Source organism: Ensifer adhaerens, from assembly GCF_020035535.1.
Classification (GTDB): domain Bacteria; phylum Pseudomonadota; class Alphaproteobacteria; order Rhizobiales; family Rhizobiaceae; genus Ensifer.
Genome location: NZ_CP083349.1, coordinates 182,614 through 200,398, shown reverse-complemented (window position 1 = coordinate 200,398; position 17,785 = coordinate 182,614). Strand labels below are relative to the sequence as shown.

The following is a 17,785-nucleotide window of genomic DNA, read 5'->3' as shown; positions in this document are numbered from 1 at the left end:
TCAAATCGCGCCTGCGAAAAGAAGGACCGAAACCCCGCCGCACCCGAGAGCGCATTTTCTCTAGCAGCGCCTTGGACTTAAGACTCATGCGCGGGGCAATTCTCAACCTGACGGACTTGTCCTATGCTTCGTGTCGGAGGAATGAGGCATGCTTTCGGGTTCGGTCATCTTTGCCTCGGCCTTCGCCTATCTGCTGCTGCTGTTTGCAGTCGCGAGCTATGGCGACCGGCGGGCCAGGAGGAAAAGCGCTGCGCTGAAAGGCAGACCGCTCGTCTATGCCCTCAGCCTTGCGATCTATTGCACGTCCTGGACCTATTTCGGCGGTATCGGGCTTGCGGCCGAGCGCGGGCTTGAATTCACCGGTATCTATATCGGGCCGATCCTGATGTTCACGCTGGGCATGCCGCTGATCCGCAAGATCATCCGCCTTGCCAAGACAGAGAAACTGACCTCGGTCGCCGACTTCATCGCCGCGCGCTACGGCAAGAACCCGGCCGTGGCAGCAATCGTCGCGCTGATCTCGCTGGTCGGCGCCATCCCCTACATCGCGCTGCAACTCAAGGCGATTTCGAGTTCTGTCGCGGCGATGATCAACACCAGCGACTACGGCATCGGCGCCGGGCAGAGCTTCATCGACCTGCCGCTGCTCGTGACCCTGTTTCTCGCCTGCTTCGCCATCGTCTTCGGCACGCGCCACACCGACGCGACGGAGCACCAGGACGGGCTGATCCTGGCGATCGCGATGGAGTCGCTCGTCAAACTCGTGGCACTCGTCACTGCCGGCTTCTACATCGTCTTCGTCATTTTCAACGGCCCGGCGCATCTCTGGTCGCTGGCCACCGAAAGCCCGGCGGTACAATCGGCACTGTCCTACGAGACCCCGACGGCGCGATGGATCCTGCTGATCGTCACCTCGGCCTTCGCGGTGATCATGCTACCGCGCCAATTTCACGTCACCGTCGTCGAAAACCGCACGGACGGAGAACTTCGGACCGCCGGCATTCTCTTCCCGCTTTATCTGGTCGCCATCAATCTCTTTGTGCTGCCGATCGCGATTGCCGGACTCCTCACCTTCTCGGGCTCGGGGGACGCGGACCTTTACCTCTTGACCCTGCCACTCGCCAACGGCCTGCCGCTCCTGACGCTGATTACCTTCATTGGCGGTTTCTCGGCAGCGACGGCCATGGTGATCGTCGCGTCGGTGGCGCTGTCGATCATGATTTCCAACGACATCGTCATGCCGGTTTTCCTGCGCCGCAATCTCAGCCAGCGCGGAGGCTTGCAGGAAAACCTTGCTGGGACGCTTCTCAACATCCGCCGCTCGGCGATCTTCGTCGTGCTCCTGCTCGGTTACGGCTATTACCGCTCCGCCGATATCAGCGCCGGGCTTGCTTCGCTCGGGCTATTGTCTTTCGTCGCCATCTCCCAGATGGCGCCGGCCATGCTCGGCGGCCTCGTCTGGCGCCAGGCGAATGCGCGCGGCGCGATCACCGGCATGGTCTCCGGTTTCTTCGTCTGGGCCTATCTGCTGTTCCTGCCGAGCCTCGGCGGACCGGACAATTCCCAGGTCGCGGCAACGGTCCTAAGCTTCCTGCTGCCATTTACCGACCTGTTCTCGGGTCCCGGCGCCGACCCGCTGGTCAATGCCACGACGCTGAGCCTGCTCGTCAACTGCAGCGCCTATGTGCTGGCGTCGCTGACGCGGACACCAAAGCCGATCGAGCGCTTCCAGGCCGGCATCTTCATCACCCGGCGGTCGCGCACCGAGGGCACCTTCCGCGGTCGCAAGACCAAGGTCACGGTGCGCGATCTCAAGGCGACGATCGGCCGCTACATGGGCACCGAGCGCATGCAGCGCTCGTTCCACACCTATGAGCGCCAGTCCGGCCGCTGGCTGGACGACAACGCGCCGGCCGACATGGCGGTCGTGCATTTTTCCGAGCAGTTGCTCGGCAGCGCCATCGGCTCATCCTCGGCGCGTCTGGTGCTTTCGCTCGTCCTGCAGCGCGGCGACGACACGTCGTCGGACACCGCGTGGCTGCTCGACCAGGCAAGCGAGGCGCTGCAGTACAATCAGGATATGCTGCAGACGGCACTCTCGCAGATGGACCAGGGCATTGCCGTCTTCGACAATGCCAACAACCTGATCATCTGGAACCGGCGCTTCCGCCAGCTTCTCGACTTGCCTGAAGCCGCCGGCCAGGTGGGCTTCCCGCTTGCCGATATCGTCTCGATCCTCACCAAGCGCGGCGATATCCGCAAGGATCAGGAAAAGGGGCTGATCGCCAACTTCCTGACACTCGACAAACCCTTCCTGCTCGAACTTGGCAATGGCGAGCGCATCATCGAAGTGCGTACCAACGCCATGCCCGACAAGGGCATCGTCACCACCTATACCGACATCACCCAGCGCGTTGCCGCCGACATGGCGCTGAAACAGGCGAACGAGACTTTGGAACTGCGCGTCGAGGAGCGTACTGGCGAGCTGACCCGCGTGAACCGGGAGCTCGCCGAAGCACGGGCTGCCGCGGAAGAGGCCAATATCGGCAAGACGCGGTTCTTCGCAGCGGCCGGCCACGACATCCTGCAGCCGCTCAATGCCGCCCGGCTCTACTCCTCCTCGCTGGTCGAGCGGCTCGGCGATTCCGATGACAGCACATTGGTCGAGAACATCGATTCCTCGCTGGAATCGGTCGAAGCCATTCTCGGCGCCGTGCTCGACATCTCACGCCTCGACACCGGCGCCATGAAGCCGCGGCTGCAATCCGTGCCGCTCAACGACCTGCTCCGCCGCGTCGAGACCGATTTCGCGCCGATCGCCCGCGCGAAGGATCTCGAACTGGTGGTCATGCCGACCTCGCTCACGGTGCGCAGCGATCCGAACCTGCTTCGACGCGTGGTCCAGAACCTCGTTTCCAACGCGATTAAATATACGCTCACCGGCAAGGTGCTGGTCGGCGTGCGCAGGCATGGTGCGATGGCGACGATCGAGGTGCTCGATTCCGGCATCGGTATTCCATCCTCAAAATTCCGCACGGTCTTCAAGGAGTTCGCCCGGCTCGATGAGGGTGCGCGCACGGCTTCCGGCCTCGGCCTCGGCCTTTCGATCGTCGATCGCATCTCGCGCGTGCTCAACCATCCGGTCAGCCTGCAATCGACACCGGGCAAGGGCACCGGCTTCAAGGTGACATTGCCGCTGGACATCAGCGCCGGCGAACGGGTCGGCGTCCGCCCGGTCGTTCCCAGCAAGGCAAGCGAGGCGCTCAACGGCCTGCGTGTGCTCTGCATCGACAATGAGCCGCGCATCCTCGAGGGCATGAAGGTGCTGCTGTCCGGCTGGGGCTGCGTCGTCAGCACGGTTGAATCGGTTGCCGCCTGCGCCGAGATGGCCGCACAGCCGGCCGAAAAGCCGCACGCTGTTATCGCCGACTACCACCTCGACGATGGAACGGGCATCGAGGCAATTGCAAAGATCCGGCTATGCGCGGGTGAGGCGATTCCGGCCTTGCTGGTGACGGCGGATCGCACTCCGGAAGTACGCGCCGCGGCCGAGCGCGACGGCGTCTCGGTCCAGAACAAGCCGGTGCGACCGGCAGCGATGCGGGCGTGGCTGACGCAACTTTCGACTGCGGCGCGAACGGCTGCTGAATGAGCGCGTCGGCGGTGCGCCGGCGATAGAAGAAAATGGCTGCAGCGCTAGGTCAACCGCCTCAGGCCGCGGCGACGGTGCCTATCTTGGAAAGCTGGATGACCGCCTGGGTGCGGCTGTCGACATTCAGCTTCAACAGGATCGCCGAGACATGCGCCTTGATGGTTGCCTCGGAGACACCGAGCTCATAGGCGATCTGCTTGTTGAGCAGCCCCTCACCCAGCATGCTGAGAACACGCGACTGCTGCGGCGTCAGCGTCTGCAACCGCTGCAGCAGATCGGCGACTTCCGGTTCGTATTCCTGTGTTTGGTCATAACCCGCCGGCACGAAGACCTCGCCGGCCATCACCTTCTCGATACCTTCACGGATTTCCTCGATACCGGCCGACTTCGACAGGAAGCCGGAGGCGCCAAGATCGAGCGCGCGGTGGATCGTTGCCGGATCGTCGTGGGCCGAAACCACCATGACCGGCAGGCTCGGAAACTCGGCGCGAAGCGCAATCAGGCCCGAGAGGCCGCTGACGCCGGGCATGGTCAGGTCCAGCAGCAGGAGATCGGCATCCGGATAATCGGCAGCAGCCTTGCGCGCGGCTGCGAAATCGCCTGCCTCGACGATGGCAGGCGCGCCGTCCATGCCGCTGAGGGCCTGGCGCATGGCGCCACGAAACAGCGGATGATCGTCCGCGATGATGATGGTCATGTCCGGCGTCATGTCGCTCCCTCCCAAGAGCCCGGTCTGCGACCTGCACGCCTCCACGCGCCGATCCGCATTCCGCATGGCCGATCCGGCGTCTCAGGTCTTCTGCGGCTCCGTCGCGGGGTCGCTGCCTTCGAGATCCTTCACGATATCCATGAACTTACGCATCATTCTTTCCATGATGCCCATTGTCCGGTCAATCTCTTCGTCGGTCGGAAGGTCCCGTTTCGCGACGCTATCACCGGATTTGACGGCCTTTTCCAAGGTCTCCACCCGTTTGGTCAGGAGGTCGATCTCCAGCTCGAGCGCAGAGCGTTCGTCCGCTGCCATGCGGCAGACGAGTTCGCCGTTCCTTTCCTGGCAGAGTGACACTTCGCCGGTTTGCGTGTCGAGACGGGCGATACCGGTCTCGGATTTCTGCATACTATAGCGGCCGGGCGCCGGATCCTGCGCCGAGGCGATGCCGGCGAATGCCAAGCCGGCACCAATCAGAAGTGCGACAGTTGCTTTTCTCATGACGTCCTCTCCGTTGCGGTCCTTGCCAGATGACGTCCGGCACATGAACGGGATGAGCGAAATCGATCTTCACCACCGATTATGCGCGAATCGACGTCCTTCTGCGATGGACAATCGCCGATATTTGCGGCAAGGCCACGACAGAAGATTACGGGGACAGACGGGCACAATGGGTTCCATCATCTACAAGATCGTTCCGGCCTCGCTGTGGCAGGAAGCCAAGCGCAGCGGGCGCTTCGACGGCGCGCCCGTCGATCTCGCCGACGGTTACGTCCATTTTTCGACCGGCGAGCAGGTCGTCGAGACGGCGGCGCGCTATTTCGAAGGACAGGAAGACCTGCTGCTGGTCGCCGTCGATGGCGACGCGCTCGGAGAGGAGCTGGTCTACGAACCTTCGCGCGGTGGCGCCCTCTTTCCGCATCTCTACGCCCCCCTCTTCCTCTCCGCCGTGGTTTGGGAAAAGCCCCTGCCGCTCGGTGCCGATGGCTCGCATATCTTCCCGGAACTTGACGCATGAACCCGCTTACCAATCTCGCCCGCCGTGGCCTCTTCCTGTTCGATCCGGAGGCCGCGCACGGCCTCTCGATCAAGGCGTTGAAGACCGGGCTCGTGCCGAGTTGTCCCGCCAAGGCCGACAAGCGGCTGTCCCAGACGGTCGCGGGCATCGAGTTCCCGAACCCGATCGGCATGGCCGCCGGCTACGACAAAAATGCCGAGGTGCCGGAAGCGCTGCTGAAGATCGGTTTCGGGTTCACCGAGATCGGCACGGTCACGCCGAAGCCGCAGTCCGGCAACGACAAGCCACGCATCTTCCGGCTGGTCGAGGACGAGGCCGTCATCAACCGGCTGGGCTTCAACAATGAGGGCCATGGCGCGGCGCTGGCGCGGCTCAAGGCCTGCTCGCGCAATGCGCTGATCGGCGTGAATATCGGCGCCAACAAGGACAGTGCCGACCGCATTGCCGATTATGTGAACGGCATCCACGCCTTCTACTCGGTCGCCCGCTATTTCACCGCCAACATCTCTTCGCCCAACACGCCCGGCCTGCGCGACCTGCAGGCGCGTGAGAGCCTCGCCGCCCTGCTATCGGCCGTGCTCTCGGCTCGCGACGAGGAAGCCCGCAGCAGCAGCCGCTATGTTCCGGTATTCCTGAAGATCGCGCCCGATCTGACGGAAGAGGGCATGGATGACATCGCAGCCGAAGTGCTCGCCCACAATCTCGATGGTCTGATCGTCTCCAACACGACGCTTTCGCGCGAAGGCCTGAAGGATCAGACCCAAGCGAAGGAAGCCGGCGGCCTCTCCGGCCGGCCGCTCTTCGAGAAGTCGACGGCAGTGCTTGCCCGTATGCGCAAGCGCGTCGGACCGAACCTGCCGATCATCGGCGTCGGCGGCGTCGGTTCGGCCGAGACCGCAGCGGAGAAGATCCGCGCCGGCGCCGATCTGGTCCAGCTCTATTCCTGCATGGTCTATGAGGGCCCCGCGCTGCCCGGCCGTATTGTGCGTGGTCTTTCCGATCTCTGCGACCGCGAACGGCTCAACTCGATCCGCGACATCCGCGACAGCCGCCTCGACTATTGGGCCGGTCGGAAGGTCTGACGCGCCTTCGCGGGAATTCTCGAAAGCAGAAACAGGCCGCGCATCAGCAGGAAAAGGTTGAGGCCGGCCCAGAGCCCGTGATTGCCGAAGACGGGTACAAGCACGGCCAGGGCCGCCGCGTAGCCGACAAAGGCCGCGACCATCATGTTGCGCATCTCGCGCGACCAGGTGGCGCCGATGAAGACGCCGTCCATCAGGAAGGCGAGCGCGCCCGTGGTCGCGGTCACCGCCGCCCATGGCAGATACTCGTATGCGGCCGCGCGGACATCGGACGCCGTCGTCAGCAGATTGACGAGCCTGTCGCCTAGAAGCACGAGGGCGATCGTGGTGACCAGAGCGAGCCCCAGCGACCACGCGCCCGTGAGGCGTAGCGCCCGATCGAAGGCCGGGCGGTAGCGGGCACCGATCGAGCGGCCGATCAGTTGTTCGGCAGCATTGGCGAGACCGTCGAGGTAGTAGCCGGCAACCAGGAAGATCGTCATCAGCACCGCGTTTGCCGCTAGCGTCACCGGCCCGAAGGCCGTACCGATGCGCGTCATCAGTGTAAAGGCGGCCAGCAGCACGAAGGAGCGGATCATGATGTCGCGGTTGAGCCCGAAGAGCGGCTTCAGCCGTTCGCGATCGCAGATCGACGCCCAGCTCGGCGCGTCCTTGAGATCGAAGCGCCCATAAACGATGGCAAAGCCGGCAAGCGCACCGACAATCTCGCCGATGACGGTCGCGAGCGCGACACCCGTCACACCCCAGCCGAGAACGAGACCGAGCAGGATCGAGAGCACGATGTTGATGCCGTTAATCAGCGTCTGCAGCACCAGGCCGATGGTACCTTCGCCGCGGCCAAGCACGAAACCGAGGATGGCGTAGTTCGCAAGAGCGGCAGGCGCTGAAATGATGCGACAGAGAAAATAGGTCCGGGTGACGGCTGCCACCTCAGGCTCCGGTCCCATCAGCCAGAGGCCGCCGGATAGCAGAAGCGGCGAAACGAGCAGGCTGACCGTACCGCAAATGAGCGCGATGATCAGCGATCGCCAGAACACCGCCTGCTGCTCACGGCGGTCGCCGCGGCCATAGGCCTGGGCAACCAAACCCGTCGTCGCTGCCCGCAGGAAGTTGAAGGTGGTGAAGATCAGGTCGAACAGGATGGCGCCGACAGCAAGGCCCGCCAGCAGGGTCGCCTGCCCCATGCGCCCGACGACAGCCGTGTTGACCAGCCCGAGCAACGGCGTCGTCAGAAAGCCGAGCGTCATCGGCAGCGCAATTGCCAGGATCAGACGATGGGTGACGTGAAAGGGGCCGGCAGGTTCGCTCGGCGAGACGGGAGAGGCGGTCATCGAACGGTCCGGGCGTGATAGGTGAGAGATGACCGTTTTAGGGAATGAGCATGGGGGGATGCAAGGTGGCATTTGCCGCTGCCGACCGCGAATGCATGCGCGGGTCAGCGTATGTGAAGGCCCCTCTCCTCGGATCTAACCGGAGGACTGGCCGTCTCCCCGCAGATGGAGAGAGGGGACGTCGCGACGGACCGAGCAAGCGCCATAGGTCTCCTGCTCCCCATCCCTCTGGGGAGTAGGGCCCGGCAGGGGGATGAGGGGCAAAGCTCCAAGAGAGCGGTCGCGTAGTGGTGAGGCGCGCTTAGCCCGAAAGCACCATGGCCCAGAAGGGTCGGTTGCCGGAGGCGGCGTTCTGGGCGACCGCAACGCCGAGGCCGCGATAGTTGCCGAGCATGTTTTCGAGATGCTTGGGCGACTTGAACCAGGCGTCATAGGCGCGCTCTGCGTCGTCCTGGCCCACGGCAATGTTTTCGGCGGCCGGCAGGGTCACGCCCTGGCCCTTCATCCGGTCGTAGAAACTGTCGTTCCAGCCAATCAGATGCTGCATCTTACCAACCTTGGCCATGCGCGCCGCCTGGCTCATTGCAGCGGCCGAAGCCGCGTGGTTGGCCACGAGCTCTGTCAGCCCCCTGCCCTTGCGCAGCTTGTTGACGTAGCCGAGGCTCGCCGCAGTCTGGTCGCTGCCGGTGCCGCTTTCAGGCGTCAGCACCTTGGAGGTCGTGCAGCCGGCAAGCGCGCCGAGCGATAGGATGGCGGTGGCGCGCAGAAGGCCGCGGCGTTCGATGAGAAGAAACCGGTCCTGCATCATCAGCGCCGATAGCTCAGCACGCGAAGGATGACGAAGGCCGGAACGACGATCACGGCACCGAGCAGCAGGTAGTCCCCTACCCGGCCGAGTGCGGCAAAGCCGGTATACCAGAGGTCGAGCAGGAAGTTGCGGACAGCGAAGTAGATATCGGTCGGATACCAGCCGAACATCCTCATCACGAAGCCGACGAGGATCGACACCACGACGAGCTTAACCAGCACGCGCAGCGGCGAGTCACCCAAGAATCTGTCCATTCCGTCCGACATCCTCGAACTTCTCCTGTTTGTCTTCACATAAGCCGCGATCGGCGGCGTCGCAAGTCGGCCAGCCCCTGCATGGCGCCCAAGCTCTCGGTTTCGGCCAGATTCCGCTTGTGTTTTGCGGCATCCGGCGTCAGAAGCGCTGATCGCAACCAACATCTCACATTGATGACGCTCAACCAGCTCTCCTCCGGCGACCTGATCGCCGACCGCCGCGCCGACTACGCAAAAATGCTTGCCGAGGGCGGCGAGCACTCAAGCGCGGCCGAACTCATGTCGCAAGCGCTGGAACAGGCCCCCAACTGGGCAGCTGGCTGGTTTCGGCTCGCGGACTATGAAGAAAAATCTGGCCGGAAAGAGGCGGCGATCGACGCGCTCAGAAAAACCCTGTCGCTGAGCCCTCAGGACATCTTCGGCGCCGGCCTGAAGCTGGCGCTTCTCGGCGCGGCAGATATGCCCGAACAGCCGCCGAGCCTTTATGTCGAGCGGCTCTTCGACGACTATGCCGACCGCTTCGACAAGGCGCTGGTGGCGAAGCTCGGCTATACCGTGCCGCAGAAGCTCGCGGCCCTAATCCAAAGCCACACCGGAGGCCTCATCTTCGAGCATGTGACGGATCTCGGCTGCGGCACCGGCCTCTTTGGCGAGCGCATCCGGGATCGAGCGCAGTTTCTCGAAGGTTTCGACATCTCCATCAACATGCTCGCCAAGGCCGAGGCGAAATCCACCTACGATCGGCTGGCACGCGCCGACCTCTCGCTCTCGCCGGAAACATCCGGCATCTTCGGCAACTTCGCCCCCGCCCGGGCCGATCTCGTCAGCGCCGCCGACGTTCTCATGTATCTCGGCAATCTCGACAGTGTCTTTGAGATTACCCTCCGACTGCTTGACGCAGGCGGCCACTTCGCCTTCTCGGTCGAGGATGCGGGCGATGGCGTGGATTTCCTCCTACGCCCCTCGCTGCGCTATGCCCACAGCGAAACCTATATCCGCGGGCTCTGCGCGACGCATGGTCTGGAGTTCAAGGCCATCGAGCGCACCGTCATTCGTATGGATGCCGGCCAACCGGTTTTCGGCATCCTGTTCCTGGCGCGCAAGCCTGCGTAAAACGCAAGGCAGAGTCGCAAAAATAGGTCAGCATAACTGACGTATTTTTCTTGATTGTTTTTGTGCGTTGCAGCATTGCTTTGCCATCGCAATCGAGGATTTGCCATGGCTCAGATCAGCAGCGTTTTCGGTCTCTGGAACACCAGCCCGACCCGGCACTCAGCCGTCGAGGACCTGCAGGGCATCTTCACCGGCAGCCTGATTGCCGCGCTCGGCCTCTATTTCCTCGCAAGCGCGGGTCTGCTCACCGGCAGCACCGCGGGCGTCGCCTTCCTGTTGCACTATGCCTTCGGCATCAATTTCGGCCTCGCCTTCTTCCTGCTCAACCTGCCGTTCTTCTACCTGTCGCTGAAGCGGCTCGGCCCGGCCTTCACGGTCAAGACCTTCATCGCCATCGGCGTGACCTCGTTCCTGACAGACATCCAGTCGCGCCTCTTCCAGATCGGCACGATCCAGCCGGCCTGGGCGGCCCTGCTCGGCGGCCTGCTGCTCGGCTACGGCCTCCTGGCGCTCTATCGCCACCGCGCCAGCCTCGGCGGCGTCGGCATTCTCGGCATCTACCTGCAGGAGCGTTTCGGCATTCGCGCCGGTCTCGTGCAGCTTGCGATCGACATGGTCGTGCTCGTCTTTGCCTTCGGCGTGACCTCACCCACAGTCGTCGCGTGGTCGGTGCTCGGCGCGGTCGTCCTCAACCTGTTCGTGGCCATCAATCACCGCGCCGATCGGTACATCGCCCTCTAGATCGGTTCTCCGCTTGGAAGGCCTGTTGCAAGAGGCATTTCCGGGAGAGCGCTTCATGCTTTTCCCGGAATAACGATGGTTCAGGCAGCCTTTGACGGCGCGTCGACCGGGTGCTGGGAGCGGAAGCCGACAGCGATCCGGTTCCAGGTGTTGATCACCCCGATCGCGACCGTGAGCTTGGTGATCTCGGCTTCGGTGAAATGTTCCTTCAGCGGCTCGAAGTCTTCGTCCGGCGCACGGGTCTGGGCGATGTTGGTCAGCGATTCCGTCCATGCAAGCACAGCGCGCTCGCGCGCGTCGTAGATCGGCGATTCACGCCAGGTGCAGATCAGGTGGATCCACTGCTCGCTGAGGCCGCTATGGCGCGCCTCCTTCACATGCATGTCGACGCAATAGGCGCAGCCGTTGATCTGCGAGGCGCGAAGCTTGATCAGGTGGATCAGGCGGGGCTCCAGGCCCGAGTCCTTGACGACGTATTTGTCCAGCGCGGCAACGGCCTTATAGGCATCCGGGGCGGCTTCGACGAAATTGAAACGCGGTTGCATGCACTTCTCCTTGGGTTGACGTGATTTATGGGGTTGGCGGACGATCTCAAACGCCGGCGGCTGACCGGCGTTCGTTGATCTTCAGGAACGCATTGGTTCTTGCGGCAATGCTGCCGTCATCCTTGGCATAGAGCTCTTCCATGATGCTGGCGATGGTCACGCGCCTGAGCTCGGCGCGATAGGCCTGCTCGGCCCTCAGCATCGCGGCATTGATGGTGCAGGGCGCCGTCGGCTTGCAGGTGTATGGATTGGGACCGCGCAGGCGGATCTCGTTGCAGCGGAACGCCGGCTCCGGGCCCTCGACCGCAAGCACGATGTCGAGCAGGCTTATCTTCTCCGGCTTGCGGGCAAGGCGATAACCGCCCTTCGGGCCCGGCACCGCCTCCAACAACCCTGCCCCCGACATTGCCTGCAGGTGCTTCAGGAGATAGCTGGTGGAGACGCCATGGAACTCCGCAAGGGCAGCAGCCGACAGCGTGCTGCCCGGCTGCAGACAGCTCAGCATCGTCACACTGTGAATGGCCTGCTCGACCCCATCACCAAGTTTCATTGGCACCCCCATAATCATAGATATATTTTATCCATGATTCTCAAAAAGAGTCAACGGGACCGTCTGCCACCCGCCTCACAGGCTTCTCTTTTGGCAGATTTGATCTACCTTTGTTCTCCGTGAACAGGATCGATTCCCCGGAACCGCAAGGCGATGCCCTGACCTTGCCCGCACCCTTTCTACGCTGGTTCGGCGAGAAAGGCTGGCGGCCGCGTGCCCACCAGCTCGAGCTGCTGGCACACGCCGAGGCGGGAGAAAGCACGCTGCTGATCGCGCCGACGGGCGCCGGCAAGACGCTTGCCGGCTTTCTGCCATCGCTGGTCGATCTCACCCGACGCGGCAAGATCCCGCCGGGCTCCGCCTTCGTCGGCATCCACACGCTCTACATTTCGCCTTTGAAAGCTCTCGCTGTCGACATCGAGCGCAATCTGATGAAGCCGGTCGGCGAAATGGGCCTGCCGGTGCGCGTCGAAAACCGAACGGGCGACACGCCGACCGCCAAGCGCCAACGGCAGAAGCTCAATCCGCCCGACATTCTCTTGACAACGCCGGAACAGCTGGCATTGCTGCTTGCCAACGGCGAAGCGACGCGTTTCTTCAAAAACCTGCGCTACGTCGTCTTCGACGAGTTGCACTCGCTCGTCACCTCCAAGCGCGGTCATCTTCTCTCGCTCGGCCTGGCGCGGTTACGCCGGCTGGCACCGCGACTGCAGACAATCGGGCTTTCGGCGACGGTCTCGGATCCGATGGATCTGCAGCGCTGGCTGGTGCCACAGGAGCCGGACGCGAACAACCACGCCGGGCTCGTGCTCGTCGAAGGCGGTGCGAAACCGCAGATTTCCATCCTCAAGACGGAAGAGCACGTGCCCTGGGCCGGGCACTCGGCGCGCTACGCCATCGCCGATGTCTACGCCGCGATCAAGGAGCACGGTACCACACTGCTCTTCGTCAACACCCGCAGCCAGGCGGAGCTTCTGTTTCAGGAACTCTGGACGATCAATGACGACAACCTTCCGATCGCGCTGCATCACGGTTCTCTCGATGTCGCCCAGCGTCGCAAGGTCGAGGCGGCTATGGCGGAGAACCGCCTGCGCGCCGTCGTCGCCACTTCGACGCTCGACCTCGGTATCGATTGGGGCGATGTCGATCTCGTCGTGCATGTCGGCGCGCCGAAGGGGGCGAGCCGCCTTGCCCAGCGCATCGGCCGTGCCAACCACCGCATGGACGAACCCTCGAAGGCGATCCTGGTGCCGGCCAATCGCTTCGAGGTGATGGAATGCCAGGCGGCGCTCGACGCCAACTATATCGGTGCGCAGGATACGCCACCCGTCGGCAAGGGCGCGCTCGACGTGCTCGCCCAACACGTGCTCGGCATGGCGTGTGCTGCTCCGTTCGCTCCGCTCGACCTCTATGACGAGATCACCACCGCCTCGCCCTACACGGCACTTTCCTGGGAAACCTTCGAACGGGTGATCGATTTCGTCGCGACCGGCGGCTATGCGCTGAAGACCTATGAGCGCTACGCCCGCATCCGCAAGACCAAGGACGGGCTCTACCGCGTCTCCAATCCGCTGGTGGCGCAGCAATACCGGCTGAACGTCGGCACGATCGTCGAGTCGCCGATGCTGAACGTGCGCATGGTCAAGCGCAACCAGCGCGGCGCGCTTGGCCGCGGCGGCATGCCGCTCGGCAAGGTCGAGGAATATTTCCTCGAAATGCTGTCCCAGGGCGATACCTTCATGTTCTCCGGCAAGGTGCTGCGCTTCGAAGGCATCCGCGAGAACGAGTGCCTCGTCAGCCAGGCCTTCACCTTTGATCCCAAGGTGCCGAGTTATGCCGGCGGCAAGTTCCCGCTTTCGACCTATCTGGCCGCGCAGGTGCGCAAGATGCTCGCCGATCCGGCGCGGCGCTCGGCGCTGCCGGAACAGGTGCGCGACTGGCTGTCGCTGCAGAAGGACGTCTCGATGCTGCCGCGTGAGGACGAGCTTCTGATCGAGACCTTTCCGCGCGGCAGCCGGCATTACATGGTCGCCTATGCCTTCGAGGGGCGGCTGGCGCACCAGACGCTCGGCATGCTGCTTACCCGCCGGCTCGACCGCGCCGGGTTGAAGCCACTCGGCTTCGTCGCCACCGATTACTCCCTGGCGGTATGGGCACTCGACGATCTCGGCGCCACCTTCGAACTCAGGCGCGGGGCGCTCGCCGACCTTTTCGATGAGGACATGCTAGGCGACGACCTCGAGGCCTGGCTGAACGAATCCTTCCTGCTGAAGCGCACCTTTCGCAATTGCGCCGTGATCGCCGGGCTGATCGACCAGCGGCATCCCGGCAAGGAAAAGACCGGCCGCCAAGTCACCGTCTCGGCCGACCTCATTTACGACGTATTGCACGCGCACGAGCCGGACCACCTGCTGCTCGAGGCGACCCGCAACGATGCGGCAACAGGGCTTTTGGACATCGCTCGCCTCGGGGATATGCTGAAGCGAATCAAGGGACACATCACCCATCGACGGCTCGACCACATCTCGCCGCTGGCCGTGCCCGTCATGCTGGAGATCGGCAAGGAGATGGTCCAGGGCGAGGCGCAGGACTTCCTGCTTTCGGAGGCCGCCGACGACCTGATCCACGAGGCGATGGGTGGGCTGAATGTGGATTGATAGCAAAATGGTTTTGAGAATGAGCAGTCGGTGGCGTTGGGCGGGTGATCCCTCTCTGGACGGTCTGCCGCGTCAGGCGGGTACCCCCCTCCGTACAGAGCGTGCGAGACCATAACCATGCACCGGCTCGCCCACGCCCTCTCGGCTCAGACCACTGCCCCGCTCCTCCACGCCCAGACAATCGTCAACGGAGTCGCGGCGATGTGCGATCCGCTCGGCAGCCTCTATCTGCCGGAGACAAGCACGCTCGTCGTTTCCGATCTTCACCTGGAAAAAGGTTCCGCCTTTGCCCGGCGCGGCATGCTGCTGCCGCCCTATGATACGCTGGCGACGCTACGCGTTCTCGAAGCCGCGATCGCCCGTCACAATCCGAAACTCGTCATCAGCCTCGGCGACAATTTCCACGACCGCGTCGGCTCAGCTGCGATGCCAGACACGTTCCGCCACATGATTGCCGCCATGGCGCTCGGGCGGGAATGGGTCTGGATCAACGGCAACCACGACCCGGACGGCGCCTTTGGGCTCCCGGGCGCCTCGATGGACGAGCTTAGCCATGCCGGTCTCGTTTTCCGGCATGAGCCGAAGCGCGGCGAAGTCGCGGGCGAGATCGCCGGTCATCTGCATCCGGCAGCAACGGTGGTCAGACGGGACAGGGCCGTGCGCCGCGCCTGCTTTGCGACGGACGGCACACGCATGCTGATGCCCGCCTTTGGTGTGACCACCGGCGGGCTCGACCTCAGGCATCGGGCGATGACCGGGCTGTTCGACCGCAGCAAGCTGGTCGCCCATATGCTCGGGCGCGACCGGATCTATTCAGTACGGTTTGCCAATCTCATCGCCTGACGAGAGCGGGGAAAACGGCGCGGCTCTCCCGCGCCGGGGCTCCGCCTGTAATCAGAACGCGTTGAACGTCAGGGTGGTCAGCGAGCGCGAGATGCCCGGCACCGTGGCAATGTTGTCGTTGATGAACTTGCCGATGTCCTGGCCTTCTTCGATGTAGACCTTGATGATCAGGTCGTAATCGCCGCTCGTCGAGTACATCTCCGAAACGATCTCCTTGCGGTAGATCTCGTCGGCGACTTCGTAGGTCTTGCCGGGAGCGCACTGCAACTGGACAAAAATCGGTTTCATCGAGCTTCCTCTGTCTGTGTCGCGTCGCTTGCCGTCATCCGGGGGATAGGCGCAAGCTGCATCGCTTTCTCGAACTCACCACGCCTTTTGGCGCGACGCGTTCAGATCAACATGTTCGGGACACCGGGTACTTTACCCCTAAAGCATCCTGCTGCTCTTTCTTTAAACGCGTGCCGGGCAAAAGCAAACGCAAGGCAAGCTTCTGCCCAAACTATTCCTTGCGGAAGATCACGCTGGCGCCCCAGCCTGTGATGACTGCGAGCAGGACGGCGACGAGACCGTAGAAAAGCGGCTGCTGATGCGCGGCCTGGGTAATGAACTGCTCCAGGCCCGTCTTGACGACACGCAGCGGCAGCGCCTTGGCGGCAACGAAGACGCCGTCGCGGAAGAGATAGGCGCGCACCACGTGGACCCCGTTCGGCACGTTCGCCGGCAGGCGCACCGAGGCCTTGAACAGGCTCGCACTGATGAACTGCACCCCGCCCGGATCGCGCTCGTAGACGCCGCTCGTTTCACGGATGCGACGGAAAGCATCGCGGAACTCGCCGAGATTGCTGCCGTCGCCGACGAAACCGAGCGGGACCAACCGCATATGATCGACACCGATGCCCATGTTGCCCATCTCGCCGGGCGGCGCGATCGTTTCGATATCGCGCGTGCTCGACAGCGAATAGGATTCCGGCACCAGCTCGAAGGTCATGGAGCTGGTGTTCACCCAGATGCCGAAGACGCGCTCCTTCTTGCGCACCGTCGCGTTGTCTTTCGGGCCTTCGAGGGACACGATGATGTTGTACCGGCCTTGGGCCAATAACCCGGAATCAAAACCGTCCACTGCGCCGAAGATCGTCAGATCCGCGCCGCGAAAATCCGAGGTAATGGCGATCTCGTCGGTGGAGATGCCGATCTCCAGCTTCTCTGTGAGATCGGCGTTTTCTTCCTGCAGGGCGGCACCGGCCGGCGCGGCCAGGGCAAGGACGAAAAGAGCGAGTGCTGTGCGGGCAAAACGGATCATCAGAAACCGAACCCCGCGGATACGACCGAATAGACGTCCTTCGGCGGGATGACGAGCTCGATCGCCAGACGGATGCCGACGGCGAGAACGAGGAGCGCCAGCAGCGCGCGCAATTGTTCGCCGCGCAGCTTCTGACCGACGCGCACGCCATACTGAGCACCGATGACGCCGGCGATCATCAGGACGAAGGCGAGCACGATGTCGACAGTATAGTTGGTCGATGCCTGGACGATGACCGTATAGGCCGAGACGAATATGATCTGGAACAGCGACGTACCGACGACGACGTTCGTCGGGATGCGCAGGAGATAGATCATCGCCGGCACCATGATGAAGCCGCCGCCGACACCCATGACCGAGGTCAGGATACCGATGCAGAACCCGAGAGCGATCACCGGAATGACGCTCAGATAGATCTTCGACTTCTTGAAGCGCATCTTCAGCGGCAGGCCATGCACCCAGTTGTGCTGTCCGGGACGGCGCAAGGTCGTCTGCTGGTTCTTGGCCGCCTTGCGCATGGCGGTGATGCTTTCCCAAAGCATCAGGCCGCCGACGGTGCCGAGCAGCACGACATAGAGCAGCGAAATCACCAGATCGAGCTGACCGAGGCGGCGCAGCAGCGAGAATAGCCAGACGCCGACCGTCGCGCCGGCAAGACCCCCGCATAGAAGCACCGTGCCGAGCTTGATATCGATGGTGCCGCGCCGGAAATGCGTGATCGCGCCCGAGATCGACGAGGCCACCACCTGGTTGGCGCCGGTCGCCACCGCCACGACAGGCGGAATATTGTAGAAGATCAGGAGCGGTGTGATCAGGAAGCCGCCGCCGACGCCGAACATGCCGGACAGAAAGCCGACGGCTGCGCCCATACCGAGAATGATGAGTATGTTCACCGACAACTCTGCGATGGGCAGATAGATCGTCACGCCGGGTCCTCGATATGCCAACGGCCCGCAATGCGGGCAAACCGGTTAGTGTGGCAAGCAATTCACCACGAATGAGGGATTATTCGAAAGGCCGGCACCTCTCCCGAGGGCGAGGCGGCTTTCGTCATGCACTCCTGCAGCGTTGCGCTTCCACCAGGACGTGCCAAGGCCACAGTCGGACCTTGATTGCTGCATCAATTCTTCCTTAGCCTGATTCCGATTAAGGAATTATGCAGCAGGCCTGACATTTCAACCT

At 63.1% G+C, this 17,785-nt stretch carries 17 protein-coding genes; 7 read left to right on the top strand and 10 right to left on the bottom strand.

Annotation, left to right across the window (positions count from 1 at the left end):
* Window positions 1-148: 148 nt before the first annotated feature.
* Window positions 149-3,652 carry a PAS domain-containing hybrid sensor histidine kinase/response regulator gene (locus LAC81_RS00925; protein ID WP_223726367.1) on the top strand — a complete coding sequence of 1,168 codons (3,504 nt, stop codon included), beginning with the start codon at window positions 149-151 and terminating at the stop codon, window positions 3,650-3,652.
* 58 nt (window positions 3,653-3,710) lie between these two features.
* On the opposite strand, the gene LAC81_RS00920 is transcribed toward LAC81_RS00925, so the two are convergent.
* Both LAC81_RS00920 and LAC81_RS00915 read right to left on the bottom strand, forming a co-directional pair.
* Window positions 3,711-4,361, bottom strand: a complete 651-nt coding sequence (locus LAC81_RS00920) for a response regulator transcription factor (RefSeq protein ID WP_113536503.1) — start codon at window positions 4,359-4,361, stop codon at window positions 3,711-3,713.
* 81 nt (window positions 4,362-4,442) lie between these two features.
* Window positions 4,443-4,862 (bottom strand): hypothetical protein, encoded by a 420-nt coding sequence (locus LAC81_RS00915; RefSeq protein WP_113536504.1) that lies wholly within the window; start codon window positions 4,860-4,862, stop codon window positions 4,443-4,445.
* Window positions 4,863-5,031: 169 nt separating this feature from the next.
* On the opposite strand from LAC81_RS00915, the gene LAC81_RS00910 reads away from it, so the two are divergent.
* Window positions 5,032-5,379, top strand: a complete 348-nt coding sequence (locus LAC81_RS00910) for a DUF952 domain-containing protein (RefSeq protein ID WP_223726366.1) — start codon at window positions 5,032-5,034, stop codon at window positions 5,377-5,379.
* Window positions 5,376-6,461, top strand: coding sequence for a quinone-dependent dihydroorotate dehydrogenase (locus LAC81_RS00905; RefSeq protein WP_223726365.1), 1,086 nt, complete (start codon window positions 5,376-5,378; stop codon window positions 6,459-6,461). The genes LAC81_RS00910 and LAC81_RS00905 overlap by 4 nt, the downstream gene beginning before the upstream one ends.
* Here the strand turns inward: LAC81_RS00905 and LAC81_RS00900 are convergent.
* The 3 genes from LAC81_RS00900 to LAC81_RS00890 all read right to left on the bottom strand — a co-directional run bounded on the left by LAC81_RS00900 (window position 6,437) and on the right by LAC81_RS00890 (window position 8,866).
* Window positions 6,437-7,792 carry an MATE family efflux transporter gene (locus LAC81_RS00900; protein WP_223726364.1) on the bottom strand — a complete coding sequence of 452 codons (1,356 nt, stop codon included), beginning with the start codon at window positions 7,790-7,792 and terminating at the stop codon, window positions 6,437-6,439. The two genes, LAC81_RS00905 and LAC81_RS00900, sit on opposite strands and share 25 nt — an antisense overlap.
* Window positions 7,793-8,093: 301 nt before the next feature.
* On the bottom strand, window positions 8,094-8,597 hold the full coding sequence (locus LAC81_RS00895) for a CAP domain-containing protein (RefSeq protein WP_223726363.1): 504 nt from the start codon (window positions 8,595-8,597) through the stop codon (window positions 8,094-8,096).
* A 2-nt stretch (window positions 8,598-8,599) separates the two neighbouring features.
* Window positions 8,600-8,866: a DUF6460 domain-containing protein gene (locus LAC81_RS00890; protein WP_113536508.1), complete on the bottom strand. Its 267-nt coding sequence runs from the start codon at window positions 8,864-8,866 to the stop codon at window positions 8,600-8,602.
* 162 nt (window positions 8,867-9,028) lie between these two features.
* Here LAC81_RS00890 and LAC81_RS00885 point away from each other — a divergent pair, with 162 nt between their 5' ends.
* Together LAC81_RS00885 and LAC81_RS00880 are read left to right on the top strand one after the other, a co-directional pair.
* Window positions 9,029-9,967, top strand: a complete 939-nt coding sequence (locus LAC81_RS00885; RefSeq protein WP_223726362.1) for a methyltransferase — start codon at window positions 9,029-9,031, stop codon at window positions 9,965-9,967.
* Window positions 9,968-10,072: 105 nt separating this feature from the next.
* The gene (locus LAC81_RS00880) at window positions 10,073-10,708 is read left to right on the top strand and encodes a YitT family protein (protein WP_034797123.1); all 636 of its coding nucleotides are present in this window, start codon (window positions 10,073-10,075) and stop codon (window positions 10,706-10,708) included.
* An 80-nt stretch (window positions 10,709-10,788) separates the two neighbouring features.
* Here LAC81_RS00880 and LAC81_RS00875 read toward each other — a convergent pair whose 3' ends face one another.
* Together LAC81_RS00875 and LAC81_RS00870 are read right to left on the bottom strand one after the other, a co-directional pair.
* Window positions 10,789-11,253: a carboxymuconolactone decarboxylase family protein gene (locus LAC81_RS00875; protein WP_223726361.1), complete on the bottom strand. Its 465-nt coding sequence runs from the start codon at window positions 11,251-11,253 to the stop codon at window positions 10,789-10,791.
* A gap of 46 nt (window positions 11,254-11,299) precedes the next feature.
* Window positions 11,300-11,803, bottom strand: coding sequence for an Rrf2 family transcriptional regulator (locus LAC81_RS00870; protein WP_223726360.1), 504 nt, complete (start codon window positions 11,801-11,803; stop codon window positions 11,300-11,302).
* 110 nt (window positions 11,804-11,913) lie between these two features.
* Here LAC81_RS00870 and LAC81_RS00865 point away from each other — a divergent pair, with 110 nt between their 5' ends.
* Both LAC81_RS00865 and pdeM read left to right on the top strand, forming a co-directional pair.
* Window positions 11,914-14,460 carry a ligase-associated DNA damage response DEXH box helicase gene (locus LAC81_RS00865; protein WP_223726359.1) on the top strand — a complete coding sequence of 849 codons (2,547 nt, stop codon included), beginning with the start codon at window positions 11,914-11,916 and terminating at the stop codon, window positions 14,458-14,460.
* Window positions 14,461-14,577: 117 nt separating this feature from the next.
* Window positions 14,578-15,303: a ligase-associated DNA damage response endonuclease PdeM gene (gene pdeM, locus LAC81_RS00860; protein WP_223726358.1), complete on the top strand. Its 726-nt coding sequence runs from the start codon at window positions 14,578-14,580 to the stop codon at window positions 15,301-15,303.
* A 51-nt stretch (window positions 15,304-15,354) separates the two neighbouring features.
* Here the strand turns inward: pdeM and LAC81_RS00855 are convergent, their stop codons facing one another.
* The 3 genes from LAC81_RS00855 to LAC81_RS00845 all read right to left on the bottom strand — a co-directional run bounded on the left by LAC81_RS00855 (window position 15,355) and on the right by LAC81_RS00845 (window position 17,529).
* Window positions 15,355-15,591, bottom strand: a complete 237-nt coding sequence (locus LAC81_RS00855) for an Lrp/AsnC ligand binding domain-containing protein (RefSeq protein ID WP_034797129.1) — start codon at window positions 15,589-15,591, stop codon at window positions 15,355-15,357.
* A gap of 211 nt (window positions 15,592-15,802) precedes the next feature.
* The gene (locus tag LAC81_RS00850; RefSeq protein WP_113536514.1) at window positions 15,803-16,603 is read right to left on the bottom strand and encodes a TIGR02186 family protein; all 801 of its coding nucleotides are present in this window, start codon (window positions 16,601-16,603) and stop codon (window positions 15,803-15,805) included.
* Window positions 16,603-17,529 (bottom strand): sulfite exporter TauE/SafE family protein, encoded by a 927-nt coding sequence (locus LAC81_RS00845; protein ID WP_113536515.1) that lies wholly within the window; start codon window positions 17,527-17,529, stop codon window positions 16,603-16,605. Before LAC81_RS00845 ends, LAC81_RS00850 begins: the two co-directional genes overlap by 1 nt.
* Window positions 17,530-17,785: the final 256 nt, after the last annotated feature.